At 74.0% G+C, this 16,496-nt stretch carries 13 protein-coding genes; 6 read left to right on the forward strand and 7 right to left on the reverse strand.

What is annotated here, in order from left to right:
• Window positions 1–55 precede the first annotated feature (55 nt).
• Together ACFWU6_RS06685 and ACFWU6_RS06690 are read left to right on the forward strand one after the other, a co-directional pair.
• A complete protein-coding gene (locus tag ACFWU6_RS06685) occupies window positions 56–736 on the forward strand; it encodes a hypothetical protein (protein ID WP_383802616.1) in 681 nt (226 codons plus the stop codon).
• Window positions 737–861: 125 nt separating this feature from the next.
• Entirely contained in the window at window positions 862–1,077 is a 216-nt protein-coding gene (locus ACFWU6_RS06690; RefSeq protein ID WP_383802618.1) for a DUF6458 family protein, read from the forward strand.
• A 36-nt stretch (window positions 1,078–1,113) separates the two neighbouring features.
• On the opposite strand, the gene ACFWU6_RS06695 is transcribed toward ACFWU6_RS06690, so the two are convergent.
• Both ACFWU6_RS06695 and ACFWU6_RS06700 read right to left on the reverse strand, forming a co-directional pair.
• Window positions 1,114–2,232 carry a glycosyltransferase gene (locus ACFWU6_RS06695; RefSeq protein ID WP_383978953.1) on the reverse strand — a complete coding sequence of 373 codons (1,119 nt, stop codon included), beginning with the start codon at window positions 2,230–2,232 and terminating at the stop codon, window positions 1,114–1,116.
• A complete protein-coding gene (locus tag ACFWU6_RS06700) occupies window positions 2,229–2,768 on the reverse strand; it encodes a WcaF family extracellular polysaccharide biosynthesis acetyltransferase (protein ID WP_383978956.1) in 540 nt (179 codons plus the stop codon). The genes ACFWU6_RS06695 and ACFWU6_RS06700 overlap by 4 nt, the downstream gene beginning before the upstream one ends.
• Window positions 2,769–2,863: 95 nt before the next feature.
• On the opposite strand from ACFWU6_RS06700, the gene ACFWU6_RS06705 reads away from it, so the two are divergent.
• Window positions 2,864–4,372 (forward strand): hypothetical protein, encoded by a 1,509-nt coding sequence (locus ACFWU6_RS06705; protein ID WP_383802624.1) that lies wholly within the window; start codon window positions 2,864–2,866, stop codon window positions 4,370–4,372.
• 27 nt (window positions 4,373–4,399) lie between these two features.
• Here the strand turns inward: ACFWU6_RS06705 and ACFWU6_RS06710 are convergent, their stop codons facing one another.
• Genes ACFWU6_RS06710 through ACFWU6_RS06720 form a run of 3 tightly spaced genes read right to left on the reverse strand, consistent with a single transcriptional unit; the run spans window position 4,400 to window position 8,567 of the window.
• Complete coding sequence (locus tag ACFWU6_RS06710; protein ID WP_383978959.1) at window positions 4,400–5,629, reverse strand: hypothetical protein; 1,230 nt, start codon at window positions 5,627–5,629, stop codon at window positions 4,400–4,402.
• Complete coding sequence (locus tag ACFWU6_RS06715) at window positions 5,626–7,365, reverse strand: lipopolysaccharide biosynthesis protein (protein WP_383802627.1); 1,740 nt, start codon at window positions 7,363–7,365, stop codon at window positions 5,626–5,628. The genes ACFWU6_RS06710 and ACFWU6_RS06715 overlap by 4 nt, the downstream gene beginning before the upstream one ends.
• The gene (locus ACFWU6_RS06720; protein WP_383802728.1) at window positions 7,362–8,567 is read right to left on the reverse strand and encodes a glycosyltransferase family 4 protein; all 1,206 of its coding nucleotides are present in this window, start codon (window positions 8,565–8,567) and stop codon (window positions 7,362–7,364) included. The genes ACFWU6_RS06715 and ACFWU6_RS06720 overlap by 4 nt, the downstream gene beginning before the upstream one ends.
• A 172-nt stretch (window positions 8,568–8,739) precedes the next feature.
• Here ACFWU6_RS06720 and ACFWU6_RS06725 point away from each other — a divergent pair, with 172 nt between their 5' ends.
• Window positions 8,740–9,228 (forward strand): adenylyltransferase/cytidyltransferase family protein, encoded by a 489-nt coding sequence (locus ACFWU6_RS06725; protein WP_383802730.1) that lies wholly within the window; start codon window positions 8,740–8,742, stop codon window positions 9,226–9,228.
• Here the strand turns inward: ACFWU6_RS06725 and ACFWU6_RS06730 are convergent.
• Together ACFWU6_RS06730 and glgX are read right to left on the reverse strand one after the other, a co-directional pair.
• Complete coding sequence (locus ACFWU6_RS06730; protein WP_383802629.1) at window positions 9,209–9,931, reverse strand: CDP-alcohol phosphatidyltransferase family protein; 723 nt, start codon at window positions 9,929–9,931, stop codon at window positions 9,209–9,211. The two genes, ACFWU6_RS06725 and ACFWU6_RS06730, sit on opposite strands and share 20 nt — an antisense overlap.
• A gap of 207 nt (window positions 9,932–10,138) precedes the next feature.
• Entirely contained in the window at window positions 10,139–12,277 is a 2,139-nt protein-coding gene (glgX, locus tag ACFWU6_RS06735; RefSeq protein WP_383979068.1) for a glycogen debranching protein GlgX, read from the reverse strand.
• A gap of 436 nt (window positions 12,278–12,713) precedes the next feature.
• Between glgX and ACFWU6_RS06740 the strand changes: the two genes are divergently transcribed.
• Both ACFWU6_RS06740 and ACFWU6_RS06745 read left to right on the forward strand, forming a co-directional pair.
• The gene (locus ACFWU6_RS06740; RefSeq protein WP_383979071.1) at window positions 12,714–13,934 is read left to right on the forward strand and encodes an Ig-like domain-containing protein; all 1,221 of its coding nucleotides are present in this window, start codon (window positions 12,714–12,716) and stop codon (window positions 13,932–13,934) included.
• Between the two features lie 139 nt (window positions 13,935–14,073).
• Entirely contained in the window at window positions 14,074–16,281 is a 2,208-nt protein-coding gene (locus ACFWU6_RS06745; protein ID WP_383978962.1) for a choice-of-anchor A family protein, read from the forward strand.
• The last annotated feature ends 215 nt before the right edge of the window (window positions 16,282–16,496 follow it).

The following is a 16,496-nucleotide window of genomic DNA, read 5'->3' on the forward strand; positions in this document are numbered from 1 at the left end:
CTTCCCGGCCGGGCCCCGCACCCCTGTCCCACCCAGCAAGTACGGGAGCCATCCGATGTACCGACGCCCCGCAGCGGCTGCTGTTCTGCTGGCCGCCGCACTCACGCTGACCGCCTGCAGTTCCGGCGGCGACAAGGCCGGCTCCGGTTCGCAGGCGAAGGCGAAGCCGCCGGCCTCGTCGGCGGTCCCCGACCCGGCGGACACCCCCGCGACGGCGGAGGCCCCGCCCGAGGCCAAGCCGACGGGCTCCATGCTCCCGGACGCCCGGCTCACCCCGAAGACGGGCAGCTTCACGGCGCAGGAGAAGAAGTACCTGAGCGGCCGCGTGCCGGAGAAGATGGACCCGGCCGCCGTCCTGCAGACCGGACACGAGTCCTGCCAGCGGGTGGAGCGCACCGCGAAGCGGGACAAGGACGCGGCCGTCGGGTCCGTCATCGCCGGGGAGATCGCCGGCGCCAAGGACGCGATCAACCTGCTGTGCCCGGAGCAGAAGCCGATCCTCGCGGCGGCCGAGAAGGGCTTCCCCGAAGGCCCCCGGACCTCGCCGGCGCCCGGCACGTACCGCGCGCTGACGCAGGCCGCGAACTGCACGTGGGAGGCGAAGGGCAAGGACGGCTCCGTCCTGGCCTCCGGCCCGGAGACCCCGCCCAAGGCGGGGGAGAAGACCACCGCGACGGTCCCGGGCGGCACCGCCACGTTCAACTCGACGGGCTGCTACGCCTGGGTGCCCGCGTAGCCCGCGCGCCCCACGGACGCCCCCGCAGCCAACTACCGGCCCGCGGGGGCGTTTTCGCGTCCGGACCGGGGGTACCCGCGGAGCCAGAGCGCGAAGACGACACCGACTTTTCGGAGGCGAGCCCTATGACCGGCCTTGGTGGCTGCATCGGTCTGATCGTGGTGGGGGCGATCCTCACCTTCGCGACCGACTGGGAGATGGAGAGCGTCGACGTCGACCTGGTCGGCCTGATCATGATGGCGGTGGGCGCCATCGGCCTCGCCGTGTACACGAGCGTCCTCAAGCGCCGCCGCACCCTGGGCGCCGTCCCGGTGGTCGAGGAGCGCCGGGACGTCATCTGACGAACCGCGGCACCCGAGGAACCGCGGCGCGGGCCGTCAGCCCCGAAGGGCTCCCTCGTACACCGGCAGCAGGGTGTCCAGGACCGAGTCCATCGAGAAGGACCCGGCCGCCAGGGTGCGGGCCGCCGCCGACGCCTTGCGGTTCGCGGCCGGCTCCAGCAGCGCCAGGACCGCCGCCGCCACGCCCGCCGGGCCGGGCGCGACCGCATGACCCGCGCCGGCCGCCGCGATCTCGCGGGCCAGGCCGTTGGAATGGGTCACCACCGCGGGAACGCCCACGGACAGCGCCTCCAGCACCGACATCGGGAACGGCTCGTCCACGGACGGCAGTACGTAGACGTGCGCGCGCCGCAGCTCCCGCAGCACGTCCCGCCCGCTCAGCGCCCCGGGGACGTGGACCCGGTCCGCCAGCCCCAGCTCCGCGATCCGGCGCAGCACGGCGGCCCGCTCGCCCTCGTCGGGGCCGGCCACGACGAACTCCGCGCCCGGGTGCGCCGCCAGGACCGCCGGGACGGCGTCCACGAAGTCCACCGGCCGCTTGCGGGCCTGCAGCCGCGCCGCGTACAGGATGCGCGGCGGCCCCTCCAGGGGAGGCCGCTCCTCCTGCGCCGGGGTGCCGTTGACGAGTCGTACGGCGCGGGCGAGCGGGGCGCCGGCCACCGCGTCGAGGCCCTCGCGCTCGTGCGGGGTCAGGTACAGCACCGCGTCCGCGGCACGCAGCAGCCGGCGTACCGCCACCGCGTCGAGCACCTTGGCCAGCAGCCGTCCGCTCGGGTCCACCATGCCGTGGGTCTGGAGCACCAGCGGCTTGCCGGCCCGCAGGGCCGCCAGCGCCACCGGCAGGGTCACCAGGTCCCGCGCGAGGTGGACGTGGACCACGTCCGCCTCCCGCACCAGGCGGCCCGCCGAGGCGAGCAGCGCCGGGGACGTGATCCCGCTGAAGCCCAGGGGCAGCAGCCGGCGTGCGGGGAAGAGCCTGGCGGGAACCCCCTCGACCTCGGTCGGCCAGGGCTCCTCGAAGCCCTCGCCCAGAGCCAGCAGCCGGGCCTCGTGGCCGCGGGACCGCAGCCCCTTCGCCAGGTTCAGGGCGACCCGGACCGGCCCGCCGAAGGCGTGCGAGGGGGAGTGCAGGGTGACGGCGTGCAGGACTCTCACTTGGGCTCCTCCACCGGGCGGCGACGCCCGTCCTGGGTCTGCAGGGTCAGCTCCGGCAGGTCCTTGTGCACGACGGCCCCCGCGCCCGCGACCGCGCAGCGGCCCAGGGTCACCCCGGCCAGGACGGTCGCCCGGACCGCCACCCACGCGCCGTCCCCGACGGTGATCGGGGCGTTGCGGTAGCGGAAGTCGGCGGCCCGGTGGTCGTGCGAGCCGGTGCACAGCATCGCCTCCTGCGAGAGGCACGCGTGCGAACCGATCACCACCGGCTCCAGGTTGAGCAGCCAGACGCCCTCGCCGATCCAGGTGTGGTCCCCGACGGTGAGCTTCCACGGCCACAGCACGCGCACGCGGTGCCGGATCAGCACGCCCTCGCCGATCTTCGCGCCGAAGGCCCGCAGCAGCGCCACCCGCAGCCGTGCCGGGCAGAACCAGCTCGTGAACAGCGTGTTCATCACGGCGAACCAGAGCGCCTGGGTCAGCAGCCCGCGCCCCTTGTCGTATCCGGCCAGCGTGAAGGCAGGAAGATCCCGCACCCGAGTCCCCTTCGTCCACCCCCGACGGCGCCTCCCCGTGCGCCGACGGCTCAGACTAGACTGCGCCCGGATCAGGCACGTCGGGCGGGGGCGCAGTGGCAACGGACATACGCAGGCCCGCCGTCGCGCCCGTGGCGCACCCCGCCGAGGACGAGGCCCAGTGGGGCAGGGTCACCACCCCGCGCACCCTGCTCTCCCGTGCCCTGTCGGTCCCGCTGGCCCTCGGGTTCACCGTCTTCCTGCCGCTCTTCGTCGCCGTCCAGACCGGCGACGGCCAGCGCGACGCGGCCTTCTGGCTCCAGCTCCTGCTCACCATGTACGCGGGGGCCCGGCTGTCCGCGATGGTGCTCACCAGCCGCCGCAAGCTGCTCCAGGGCTCCTTCTGGCTCTTCGTCTACATGGCCATGGGCGTCGCGCCCCTCGCCCAGGCCGTCCTCGGCCGGGTGCCGACCCCCGTCGTCGGCCCGCGCTCGGACCTGACCCTCGCCATCGGCCTGGTCCTGATCGGCTGCCTCGCCTTCGACGTGGGCGTCCTGCTCGCCCGGCACCGGCCCACCGTCCGCGCCGCCGGCTCCCGCAAGGAGCAGCGCCCCGTCATGGCCCACCGGCGGCGGCTGCAACTGCTGACGGTCCTGTCCTTCGTGTGCAGCGCGGCCTTCGTCGTGAAGCTGGGCGGGCCCGCGGTCTTCTTCTCCAGCCGCCAGGAGATCATCGCGGGCATCGAGGAAGCGGGGCTGTCCAGCGACGGCCAGGCGAGCCAGGCCCTGCTGCGCGGCTTCGGCACCGTCCCGGCGCTGCTCTCCCTGCTGCTCTACACGCGCTGGCTGATCACCTCGAAGTTCGCCCGCCGCAAGGTCTCGATCATCGTGACCTGGTGCGCGCTGGCCGCGCTGAACCTGGTCGTCAACAACCCGATCTCCAACCCCCGCTACTGGTTCCTCACCGTCATGTTCGCGCTGCTCTTCACCGTCTTCCCGGTGAGCGCCGCGATGTACCGGGTGGCGCTGTCCATGGCCGTGGTGATCGCGCTCCTGGTCTTCCCCTTCGCGGACCGCTTCCGGTACGACGAGAAGAACTACAAGCCGGTCGAGACCACGTCCTTCCTGGAGCCGATGGCGCTCAAGGACTACGACCAGATCGGCATGTTCGCCAACACCATCACCTACGCCGAGTCGGGCCCCGGCCACTCCTACGGGCGCCAGCTCGCCGGATCGGTCTTCTTCGCGGTGCCGCGCTCGATGTGGCCCGGCAAGGCACGCGACACCGGTGTGATGGTCGGCCAGTGGATGGGCACGGTGAACACCAACCTCTCCTCCCCGATCTGGGCGGAGCTGTGGATCGACTTCGGCCCGCTCGGCATGACGGCCGGGCTGCTCGGCCTGGGGTACGCCGCCGCCCGCGTCGACCGCCGGTACGCCAAGCGCGCCACCCGCCGGTCCCCACCGGGCAGCCTGATCTCCGTGGTGGTGCCGCTGGTCGCCGGCTACTCCTTCATCCTGCTGCGCGGACCACTGCTCCAGGCCTCGGGCCGCGTGGCCATCGCGGCCATCTGCCTCGCGCTGGTGGCCACGTACCGCCAGGACAAGGGCACCACCCTGCGCTGAGGGCCTGCCGCGCCCCGGGGGCGGTGCTCAGGCGCGGGTGACGGACCGGTCCGGTCCGGCGGCCGGTACGGGGACCTCCAGCCGGGCCGCGCGGAGCCAGCCCGCGGCCGCCTTGGCGGCGGAGCCCAGCGCCAGCCCCCAGGCGGCGCCGACGACCCCCCACAGGGCGTAGCCGCCCAGCAGCAGGCCCACCGAGAGCAGCGAGAACACCACCTGCAGGGACAGCGTGGCCTTCGGGTTGAGCACCCGCAGGGTCAGCAGGGCGCAGGTGCCGAGCCCCATGACCGCGTACTGGGCGCCCGTGGCCGGCAGCAGCGCGGACGCCGCCTGCCAGGTGTCGCCGAGCAGCGAGGAGCCCACCCGGTCGGGGAGGGCGTACAGCACGGCGCCCCAGCCGGCCCCCAGGAACGCGAGCACGCCGCCCAGGAGCGCGGTGAGCCGGATGACGCCCCGCTTGCCCGCGGCCCGGCCCACCACCGGCGGTCCGAAGGCGCCGGCCGAGGTGAACAGCACGTTCAGCGGCCCGAAGAGGGTCGTCGCACCCCGCAGCGCTCCGACGGCCAGCGGGGTCGCGAAGACGCCGAGGCCGAGCACGGCGAGCTGGCTGGAGCCGTTGCCCACCGCGAACTCCACGGCGAACCGCTGTCCGAGGTGTCCGCGGCGCAGGTACGGCCGCAGGTCGGCGCGCACGCCCCGGACGTACGGGCGCAGCAGCCACAGCCCGAGCGCCAGCGCCGGCAGTGCGGACAGGCCCCACACCAGGACGAGGCGCCCCGCGGAGGCCCCCCGGGGCTGCAGCGCCAGCGCCGCCAGGACGCACACCAGCCGCAGCGCGTCGGCGGCCAGGGCCCGTTCGGGAGCGCGCAGCGCGGAGAAGCAGTACCGCAGCCCGTCCTGGAGCAGCACCGCCGGCAGCACGAGGCCCAGGCAGAGGAAGGCCCGTCCGGCGGCGCCGGGGAGCACCAGTCCCACCAGGGCCAGCAGTGCGCCCGCCACCGCAGAGGCGGCCGCCGTGAAGCCGACGGCGGACCGGCAGACCGCGCCGAGGCCCGCGCCCTTCTCCAGGACCACGCTCTGGCCCACGTAGGCCATGTTCAGCCCGAGCAGCACGCTGAACGCCACGTACACCATCGAGAAGTCGGCGAAGCCGGCCGCCGAGGAGAGCCGGGCGGCCAGCACCAGCACCAGGATGTTCGTGGCGCTGGACGCCGCCTGGTCCAGGACCGACGCGACCGCCGAGAGGCCGCGCCGGCTCACCGCCGGCCCGTGCGGACGGTGCGCAGGGCGACCGTGTCGGTGCCGTCACCGGGGATGTGCTGCTCGGCCTCGGCGACCTCGTACGGGATCGGCTGGGGCTCCGGCCGCGGCGCGGGTCCGGCGGGGGCGTCCGGGCCCGGACCGGCCGAGCCGCCCTTGCCCTTGCGCTTCTCGCCGGGCAGCGGCGCGTGCAGCACGGCGCCGAGGACGGTGCCGCCGGCGCCGCTGATCAGCTCGCGGATGCGGGACAGGTCGGTGCGGTGCACCGCCCGCGGGTCGCAGACGACCAGCACCCCGTCGACGCGGTCGACCAGGGCGAGGGCGTCGGCGTAGGAGAGCACCGGCGGCGCGAGCACGATGACGGTGGAGTTGGGGGAGTCGGCCTCGGAGATCAGCTGGGTGGCGCGGGCCGAGGTCAGCGCGCGGGGCACGTTGCGCGCCCGCTCGCCGGGGATCAGGTCGAAGGAGCCGGACTCCCCGGCGTCCACGACGAGCTGGCGCCCGTCGGGCCACTCGGAGTCGCCGTGGCGCCCGGTCGGCTTGCCGCCCGGGGTCCGGCTCCAGCGCGGCCGGCCGCCGGCGTCCGTCGGCAGCTGGCTGGCCAGGACCGGGGTGCGCAGGTCGGCCTCGATGAGCAGGACGTCCTTGCCGGTCTCCGCGAAGGAGGCGGCCAGGTTCACGGCGACCGCCGCGGCCGTCTCGCTGCTGCCGCGCGGGGCGACGACGAGCAGCCGGCGCCGGTCGGCGAAGCGGGCGTCGTAGGCGAGCCGGAAGGCCACCGAGCGGTACTCCTCGGCGAGGCGCGGATCGGCCTCGCCGGCCGCCAGCAGCGGTCCGCCGCCGGTCTTGTCCCGGGGCAGGTAGCCCAGTACGGGTGCCCGCAGGGCGCGGGCCACGTCGCCCTCGGAGCGGGGCGCCGGGTCGAAGACGAGCCGGACCCAGGCGGCGAGCAGGCCGAGCGCGAGGCCGACGGCCGCGCCCAGCGCGAGCGACATCAGGATGCCGGGGCCGTCGGTCGAGGTGGGCGCGGTCGCGGCGCTGGTGACCCGGCCCGGCGTCATGTCCAGGGCCTGGAGCTTGGTGATCTTGCCGTTGTAGCCGCCGACCTCGCTCTGCAGGTCCGTCTTGCTGGAGGTGGCGGCGTCGCGCGCGGCGCCCGCGGGCATCCGCGCGATCTCCTTGGCCAGCTCGTCGAGCTGCTTGGCGACCGGGTCGCGCTGCTCCTGGTAGCCCTTGACCATCTTGTCGCGGGTGGCGTCGAGGGACTCCTGCCGCTTGAGCAGGTAGGCGCCGGTCATCGCGTTGGCCCGCTTCGCGGCCTCCTTGGGGGAGGACGCGGTGTAGGTGAACCGGAGCACCATGGTCTGCGGCGGGTTGGTCACCTGGAGGCCGCTGCGCAGGGCGCCGAAGTCCTTGGCGGACACGCCGAGCTTCTTCGCGGCCTCGTTGGCTATGGAGGAGCTGAGCGCGACCTGCCGCTCGGAGCCGATGTTGATCGCCTTGTCGGGGGCGAGGCTCGGGTTGAACGGGTCGTCGGTCGGGGCGCGCAGCACCACGTCGGCGGTCGCGACGTAGGTGTCGGCCGTGGACACGCCGAGGTAGACGCCGCCCAGCAGGCCGATCCCGATGCCCGCGCCGATGAGCCTGCGGTAGCGCAGGAGCTGGCGGAACTGGTCTCTGAGGAGGTCGGGCTCGTCGTCGGCCGGGGCCGCTGCCGGGCGGTTCGTCTCGATCACGTCCGGGGACCCCCAAGTGCTTCGTCTATCAGTGCGTCGATGCGGGCCAGGCCCGCCTCGCGGCTCAGGTGCGCCGCCACGTGGCGGGGCCCGGCCGCGCCCAGCGCGTCCGCGCCGTCCGGGTCCTCGGCCAGGGCCCGTACGGCCTTCAGCAGGGCGCCGGGGTCCTCCGGCGGTACGAGGACCCCTGCGCCCGAACGTTCCACCTCCTGGGCGGTCCCGCCCTGCGCCGCCACGGAGGCGACGACGGGCCGGCCGGCCTGGAAGTAGGAGGTGAGCTTCGACGGCACGCTCATGTCCAGTACGGCGGCGTGCTGCGTGACCGCCAGAACGTCCGCCGCCGCGAGGATATCCGGGAACTCGCCGTCAGCGGCAGGGGGGATGATGTCAAGGTTCGGTACGTCGGCCGCGAGGTCGGCGAGGGCCGAGCGCTGGCTGCCGTCGCCCATCAGGACGAACCGGACGTCGGGGTCCAGCCGGGCGGCGCCGACGAGGACTTCCAGCCCCTGCTTGAGGCCCATGTTCCCGGAGTGCAGGACGACCGTCTGGCCGGGGGCCCAGCCCAGGTGGCGGCGGGTCTCCCCGCGCGGCTTGGTCGGCACCGCCACGTGGGACCAGTTGGGCACGAGGCGGATCTTCGCGGGGTCCACGCCCATGCCGACGACGCGGTCCACGAAGGTCTCGTGGATGACGCCGACGAGGGTGGCCCGCTTCAGGGCGTAGGCCTCGGCGCGGCCCGCCACGGCGGCCGCCTTGTCGCCGCCGCTGATCCCGCTCTGTGCGGCGGCGGCCCCCATCAGGTCCTGGACGACCGGGACGTACGGGACCTTCCACTTCGCCGCGAGCCGTGCGGCCAGGACCCCGCCGGCCAGGCTGGGCATCTGGGCCAGGACCGCGTCCGGCTTCGGCATCCGCGGCGGAGCCACGGCGCCGTGCAGCAGAATCGATCCTTCGAAAAGCGCCCGCTTCACGGCGGTCTGACGCGCCGGCACGGTGTGCGCACGCCGGTGCACACGCACCCCGGCGCGCTCCTCCGTGCGCCGGAGCGCCCCCCTGTACTCCGGTTCGAGCGACCACGCCGGGTAGTGCGGCATGCCCGCCAGGACGTGAGTCTCGTGGCCGAGATCCGCCCAGTGCTCCGCGATCTGCGTCGCGTACGGGCCGATGCCCGCGTGCTCGGGAGCGTAATTGGTGGAAACCAGCAGCAGGCGCCGGTGACCGGATCTGGACACTGAGCGTCCCCTCTTCCCCTGGATGATGCGCACGTCACCCTATTCGTTCACCGACACGGTGGGGAACGTGCACGCTATTGTCTGCTGATCCGCCACACCGGGGGGTGTGGTCGCTGGGGGGTAACAGATGACGGAGCAGGACATGTCCGACGTTGGCGCGTCTACGCGCAGGCCGTACCGGGTCGGCTATGCGCCAGGTGCGTACGATCTGTTCCATATAGGACATCTCAATATCCTCCGGCACGCCCGGAGCCGCTGCGACTACCTCGTGGCCGGGGTGGTCTCCGACGAGATGGCGGAACTGGCCAAGGGGCGCCGCCCGATGATCCCGCTCGTCGAACGGCTGGAAATCGTCCGCAGCGTCAAGTACGTCGACGCCGCCTTCGTGGAGACGGTCCCGGACAAGGTGGAGACCTGGAAGCAGGTCCGCTTCGACGTGATCTTCAAGGGCGACGACTGGCGCGGCACGCCCAAGGGCGAGCGCCTGGAGAAGGACTTCGCCGTCCACGGGGTCGACGTCGTCTACTTCCCGTACACGGTGCACACGTCCAGCACCCAACTGCGCCGGGCACTGGACGCGCTCGCCGAACCCCTCGGGGGCCCGGCCCCCCTCACCGCGGAACGGCGCTGAGCTCCCGGTACCACTTCGCGAGGAACGCCAGCAGGAACAGCACGGCGGCCGCGCCCAGAACCGCGTAGCCCCAGCGGAACAGCTCCCCGCCGCCGAGCAGCAGGAAGACCAGGCAGAACACCCCGTAGTCCACGGGCAGCAACGCCACCGCGCGCACGGTCGACGGCGCGGCGGCGGGGCTCCCCGGAGCCGGCTTCGGCTTGAGCTTCTCGGTCAGCAGCCCGCCGAAGAAGGTGACGACCGCGGCGAACTGGAAGGCCAGCGGCACCAGCAGCCAGCCGGCCGAGCCCGTCCCGTACTCGGCCGGGAACCGGTGGAAGGCGATCAGTACGCAGGTGTGCAGCGCGGTGAGCTTGGCGCAGTCCACGACGTGGTCGAGCCACTCGCCGGCGGCGCTGCCGCCCCCGCGCAGCCGCGCCAGCTGGCCGTCGGCCGAGTCGAAGGCGAAGCCGAGGGCGAGCAGGGCCCAGACGGCCGCCCCCAGTCCCCAGGAGGGCGCGACCAGCGCGACCGCCGCGGCGCCGGCGAAGCTGAGGGCGGCGCTGACCAGGGTCACCTGGTTCGGGGTGAGCCCGAGCGCGTACGACCCGGCGGCGAGGTAGCGCCCGGCGGGCCGGTTGGCGAACCTCGAATACAGCGACACCCCCTTCGCCGGCTTCTGCGCCCCGCGCAGCTCCCTCAGCGCGGTCCCGACACTCGCCATGCGTACCCCTGACCTCCTCGATGGCACGCGTGTGCAGGTGCACGCGTGTACGACGGCCACATCATCGCAGGGCCGCCGGCGGGCCCCGCTCCCGATCCCGCACCGCGTCCGGAAGCCGCCGCGGGACGGCCCGGAGCGGTCCCGGCCCACCCCGGGCCCGGCTCCCGAGCCCGGCTCACCCCGAGCCCGGCTCACCCCGGTTCCGGCTCAATCCGCCACCCGGAACAGCAGGACCGACCGGGCCGGGACGGTGAGGACCTCCCCGCCCCGGTGGCAGGTGCCGGGGGCCGCCTCCTGGCCCTCGCACGAGGTGTCCAGCACCAGCTCGTACCGTTCGGCCCACGGAGCCCCCGGCAGGATCCAGTGCGCCGGCCGGTCGCCGACGTGCAGCAGCATCAGGAAGCTGTCGTCCGTCACCTGCCGGCCCCGCTCGTCGCGGCCCGGGATGTCCCGCCCGGAGAGGTACATGCCCAGCGCGGCCGCCGGCGCGTACCAGTCCCGCTCCGTCATCTCCTCGCCCGCCGGGGTGAACCAGGCCAGGTCCCGCAGCCCGTCCGCCCCCTGCGGACGCCCCGAGAAGAACGCCCGCCTCCGCAGCACCGGGTGGGCGTGCCGCAGGGCGATGAGCCGCCGGGCCAGGGCGAGGAGCTGCTGCCACGACGGCTCCTCCAGCAGCGACCAGTCCACCCACCCCGTCTCGTTGTCCTGGCAGTACGCGTTGTTGTTGCCGCCCTGGGTACGGCCGAACTCGTCGCCCGCGACCAGCATCGGCACCCCCGTGGACAGCAGCAGGCTCGTCAGCAGGTTGCGCAGCTGCCGCCGGCGCAGCGCGGCGATCCGCGCGTCGTCCGTCTCGCCCTCGGCGCCGCAGTTCCACGACCGGTTGTCGTTGGTCCCGTCCCGGCCCGCCTCGCCGTTGGCGTCGTTGTGCTTGCGCTCGTACGTCACCAGGTCGCGCAGGGTGAAACCGTCGTGCGCCGTCACGAAGTTCACCGAGGCGTACGGCCGCCGCCCGCCCCACGCGTACAGGTCGCTCGACCCCGACAGCCGGTACCCGAGGTCCCGCACGTCGGGCAGCGCGCCCCGCCAGAAGTCCCGTACGGCGTCCCGGTAGCGGTCGTTCCACTCCGTCCACAGCGGCGGGAACGCCCCCACCTGGTAACCGCCCGACCCCACGTCCCAGGGCTCGGCGATCAGCTTCACCCGGCGCAGCACCGGATCCTGGGCGATCACCGCGAGGAAGGGGGACAGCATGTCCACGTCGTGCATGGAGCGGGCCAGGGCCGCCGCCAGGTCGAAGCGGAAGCCGTCCACCCCCATCTCGGTGACCCAGTAGCGCAGCGAGTCCGTGATGAGGCGCAGCACGTGCGGGCGTCCGGCGTGCAGGGTGTTCCCGCAGCCCGTGTAGTCGGAGTAGCGGCGCTGGTCGTTCTGGAGGCGGTAGTAGCCCCGGTTGTCGATGCCGCGCAGCGAGAGCGTGGGGCCCAGCTCGCCCGCCTCCGCCGTGTGGTTGTAGACCACGTCGAGGATGACCTCGATCCCGGCCGCGTGCAGGGCCTTGACCATCCGCTTGAACTCGCCGACCTGCTGCCCGGCCGTGCCGCTCGAGGAGTACCCGGCGTGCGGGGCGAAGTAGCCGACCGAGTTGTAGCCCCAGTAGTTGCGCAGCCCCCGGCGCAGCAGGTGGTCCTCGTGCGCGAACTGGTGCACCGGCAGCAGCTCCACCGCCGTCACGCCCAGGCCCGTCAGGTGCTCGATCGCCGCGGGGTGGGCCAGCCCCGCGTAGGTGCCGCGCAGCTCCTCGGGGACACCCGGATGGCGCATCGTGAAGCCGCGCACGTGCAGCTCGTAGATCACCGAGTCGGCCCACGGGGTCTTCGGCCGGACGTCGTCCGCCCAGTCGTCGTCATCGTGGACGACCACCCCCTTCGGGACGAACGGCGCCGAGTCGCGGTCGTCGCGGACGGTGTCCGCGATGTACTGCTGCGGCCAGTCCCGGACGTGCCCGTACACCTCCGGCGGAAGGGTGAAGTCGCCGTCCACCGCCCGTGCGTACGGGTCCAGGAGCAGCTTCGCCGGATTGTGCCGGGCGCCCGTCCACGGGTCCCAGCGGCCGTGCACCCGGAACCCGTAGCGCTGCCCGGGGCGCACGCCCGGCAGGAAGCCGTGCCAGATCTCGTGCGTGAGCTCGGTCAGGGGGCAGCGGGTCTCGGCCCCGTCCCCGTCGAACAGGCAGACCTCCACGGCCTCCGCGCCCTGCGCCCACAGCGCGAAGTTGGTGCCCGCCGTCCCGCCCGGACCGGTGTGGAAGCGGGCCCCCAGGGGGTGGGAGGACCCGGGCCACACGGGTGGGCCGGGACGCCCGGGGGCGGTGGCCGCCGCGCCCCTGGCCCGGGTGTCCGGCTGCGTGCCCGGCCTCCCGTTCGCCCTCCCGTTCGCCGTCCCGTTCGGCTGTCCGCCCGGCTGTCCGTCGGGCTGTCCGTCGGGATGGCTCTCGGGATGCGGTGCGGGTGCGGTCCGGCCGCCGCTCCGTACCGTGCCCACGCCGTCCGCGGCGTTCCCGACGGCTTCCACCGCCTCTTGCTCGGCTGCGCTCGACACTGCCCGCCTCCACGGCTCCTGGGACCCGGCGGGGGTGGGGGAGAGTGCGGCCCCGGCGTCCCGGCCCGGGCCCGCCCCCGTCTGGTCCTTCCCACTGTTCTGCCCGGAGTGTTCTGCCCGGAACGTGGCCCGCGCTCACGTTTCCCCCGGAGGAAACGGTCGTTGGAGGGACGTGACACTTCTGACGAGGCGGGCAGTGGCGGGCTTGGCGGCCGTGGCGGCATGGGCGGGCCTGCTGGGCGGCCTGGCCGGATGCACCGGGGACGGCAGGTCGCCCATCGAGATCGAGCTGCCGGGAAAGCCGCGGACGCCGGACGACGCGATCCGGATCACGCCCGAGGACAACGCCGAGGGGGTCCGGGCCGACGGACGGCTGGCGGTCACCGTGCCCGAGGGCCGGCTGGAGCGGGTCGTGGTCACCAAGGTCGAGGACGCCCAGGAGGAGCGGGTCCCGGGCTCCATCGCCGCCGACGGGCTCAGCTGGAGCCCCGACCCCGCGGCCGGCCGGCTCGCGCTCGCGGCCAAGTACACCGTGGACGCCGTGGCCCTGGACGGGCACGACCGCCGCCAGGCCCGGCACACCACCTTCACCACCTACGTCCCCGAGGAGCGCTTCATCGGCTACTTCAAGCCGGAGCACCGCTCCACCGTCGGCACCGGGATGATCGTCTCCTTCAACTTCAACCGCTCCATCGCACGGCGCACGGAGGTGGAGCGGGCCATCACCGTGACCTCCGTGCCGCCGGTGGAGGTCGTCGGGCACTGGTTCGGCGACGAGCGCCTCGACTTCCGGCCCAAGGCGTACTGGAAGGCCGGCACCGTGGTCACGGTGAAGGTGAACCTCCGCGACGTCGAGGGCGCCCCCGGGTCGTACGGCATCCAGGACAAGACGATCACCTTCACCGTGGGCCGCTCCCAGATCTCCACCGTGGACGCGGCCGCCCACACCATGGAGGTCCGCCGGGAGGGGGAGCTGCTGTCCACCGTGCCGATCAGCGCGGGCGCGCCCAAGACCACCACCTACAACGGGAAGATGGTGGTGATGGAGATGTTCGACGTCACCCGCATGAACGGGCAGACCGTCGGCTTCGGCGGCGAGTACGACATCCCCGACGTCCCGCACGCCATGCGGCTCACGTCCTCGGGGACCTTCCTGCACGGCAACTACTGGCTCAGCCCGGACACCTTCGGCTCCTCCAACATGAGCCACGGCTGCGTCGGCCTGCGCGACGACAAGGGCGGCGGCTCCGACACCCCGGCCGGCTGGTTCTTCGACCGGACGCTGATCGGGGACGTGGTCGAGGTCGTGAACTCGCAGGACAAGGTCGTGGCCGCGGACAACGGACTGGGCGGCTGGAACATGTCCTGGGCGGACTGGGTGGCCGGCTCCGCCCTCGGCTGAGCGGGTCCGTGCGCTCATACGAGTGATTCGTGTGATCGCAATGCCGTAGCGCACGAGTGTCCTCGCGGTGGCCCGCCGGGCCCTGCCCCCAGCCTGTCACAGCACATCAGGCCAGGCGGCAGGCAACGGACGGAGCGTCATGTCAGCTAGGAAATGGGCCCTCGGGGTGGCGATCGGAGCCGTGCTGGCGGCTTCGGCGCCCACGGCCCTCGCAGCGGGCCCCGGCGCGGGCCCCGGCGCCGGTCCGGCCGCCGGCCGGCCGGCGGCGGCCCCGAGGGCGCTGCTGCCCGGCGGGCTCGGGCCGTGCGTCCCCGCACCCCCGGACGTCTGCCCGGACCCGTACCCGCCCATCGGCAGCAACGGCGTCCCCGCCGGCCGGGACAACGGCATCAACATCTTCGTCGGTGGCGACTTCCGGGTCCGCGAGCGGGCCTCGGAGGCCGAGGGCCGCCTCGTCGTCCTCGGCGGCTTCGACCAGGACAAGGCCGCCGGCGCGGACAGCCGCTACAACGTCGGGATCGTGGGCGCCGGTTCACTGGTGCCGCCGCCGGCCGGAGCGGACTTCCTCACCACCGGCGGCGACGTCACCGTCGCCGCGGGCGAGCGGCTGCTCGCCGACGGGGGCGTGGTCCGCCACGCCGGCACCGTCACGGGCACCGTGACCGGCACCCTCCGGCCGGACCCCGACGCGGTCGCCCCGTACGCCGCCCTGCGCGACCGGCTCAGCGCCGCCAGCGAGTGCTACGCCCGCGTCGACGGGCAGCCGCGCCCATCGACGGGAACCGCCGTCAACAGCGGCTTCGCGACGGTCTTCCGCGGCGACGGCACCTCCCGGCTCCAGGTCTTCACCGTCGACGCCGACCTGGTCGGAGCCCGCGGCGTCCAGCAGGGCATCACCTTCGAGCGGATTCCGCCCGGCGCGACGATCCTGGTCAACGTCCTCGGCACCGTCCGCACCGTCAACACCTACAGCGGCGGCATCTCCGACGACGACCCGCTCAACGCCCACCGCGACCGGCTGCTGTGGAACTTCCCGGACGCCACGACGGTCGACCTGAACGGCACGGGCCAGTTCCAGGGCAGCTTCCTGATGGGCGAGCAGGCCTCGCAGACCACGGTCCGGCTGCCCGGGATCAACGGCCGGTTCTTCACCACCGGCTCGGTCACCCACACCGGCGTCCCCGGGGCCGGCGGTGGGCAGGAGTTCCACGCGTACCCCTTCAACGGGGACCTGCCCGCCTGTGGACGGCCGCCCGTGACGACGGGTCCGGTCTCCGTGCTCAAGCGCGACGAGACGGGCGCGCCGCTGGCGGGCGCCGTGTTCGAGCTGTGGCGGGAGTCGAACGGCGCCCCGGGGCTGCAGACGGAGGGCGCGGCGCCGGACACCCGGGTCGCCGAGTGCACCACCGCGCGCAGCGGCGTCTGCGAGCAGCGGGCCGAGCCCGGCACGTACTACTGGCGCGAGACGGCCGCCCCCGACGGCTACGCACTGCCGGCCGACCCGGTCCACCGGCTCACCCTGACCGAGGAGAACGCCGCGGCCGGGGTTTGGGTCCAGGCGGACAACCAGCGCGTCCCCGTACCCGGGGCGGAGGTGCTGCTGCGCAAGACGGACCGGGAGACCGGCCGGCCGCTGGCCGGGGCGACGTTCGAGCTGTGGCGGGAGGAGAACGGCCGCGACGGGCTGCAGACGGACGGCCGGGACCCGGACGCCCGGCTCGCCGACGGGACCTGCACGACCGACGCCCGGGGCACCTGCACGGTCCAACTGCCGATCGGCGCGACCTACTACTGGCGGGAGACCGCCGCCCCGGCCGGCTACGACCTGCCGGCGGATCGGGTCACCGCGTTCACGCCGGGCCCAGGCGACGTGGCCGAGGGCCTCACGCTCACGGTCGCGAACCGCAGGACCCCGGTGCCGCCCGTGGACGGGGGCTCGATCCAGGTACTGAAGAAGGACGCGAAGACCGGGCGGCCGCTGCGCGGAGCGGTCTTCGAGGTCTGGAAGGAGGCCAACGGCACCGCGGGCCTGCAGACCCGGGGCATCAACGCGGACCGCAGGGCCCAGCCCGGCTGCGCCACCGACCGGCGGGGCTCCTGCACCTTCGACGGGCTGGAGGAGGGCGCGTACTACCTGTTGGAGACGGACGTCCCCGAGGGCTACGTCCTGCCCCGCGACCGGGTGACCGGGCCGCTGGTGCTGGACGGGCGGACCCCGGACGGACGGCTCGTGGCCACGGTCCGCAACGAGCGTGACGACCACGGCGAGCACGGCAAGGGAGGCAAGGGCGGGAAGGGCGGCAAGGGAGGCAAGGGCGGCGGGCAGGGCCACGGCCCCCGCGGCTGATCCGCCTCCGCGTCCGGGTGTGCCGGCGGAGTGACCCGCCCACCCCGCCGGCGCACCCGCGCGGCGGCCCTGGCAGTCACGGCCCGCCGGGACCCCAACCAGGCGGGCGGCTGCCCCGTCCGCTCGCCCCCTCCCGTCCCAAGCCGGGCGGCTTCCGGCACTTGGGACGGAACGGTGACAAGACCGTGCCTTTTCGTGATTCACCCGTGTGATTT

This window comes from Streptomyces sp. NPDC058674 (genome assembly GCF_042716505.1).
GTDB lineage: Bacteria > Actinomycetota > Actinomycetes > Streptomycetales > Streptomycetaceae > Streptomyces.

Excerpts from the sequence above, each read along its gene's own strand:
- ACFWU6_RS06685 (WP_383802616.1), top strand. The coding sequence starts at position 56 with ATGTACCGACGCCCCGCAGCGGCTGCTGTTCTGCTGGCCGCCGCACTC.
- ACFWU6_RS06690 (WP_383802618.1), top strand. The coding sequence starts at position 862 with ATGACCGGCCTTGGTGGCTGCATCGGTCTGATCGTGGTGGGGGCGATC.
- ACFWU6_RS06725 (WP_383802730.1), top strand. The coding sequence starts at position 8,740 with ATGTCCGACGTTGGCGCGTCTACGCGCAGGCCGTACCGGGTCGGCTAT.
- ACFWU6_RS06730 (WP_383802629.1), bottom strand. The coding sequence starts at position 9,931 with ATGGCGAGTGTCGGGACCGCGCTGAGGGAGCTGCGCGGGGCGCAGAAG.
- ACFWU6_RS06745 (WP_383978962.1), top strand. The coding sequence starts at position 14,074 with ATGTCAGCTAGGAAATGGGCCCTCGGGGTGGCGATCGGAGCCGTGCTG.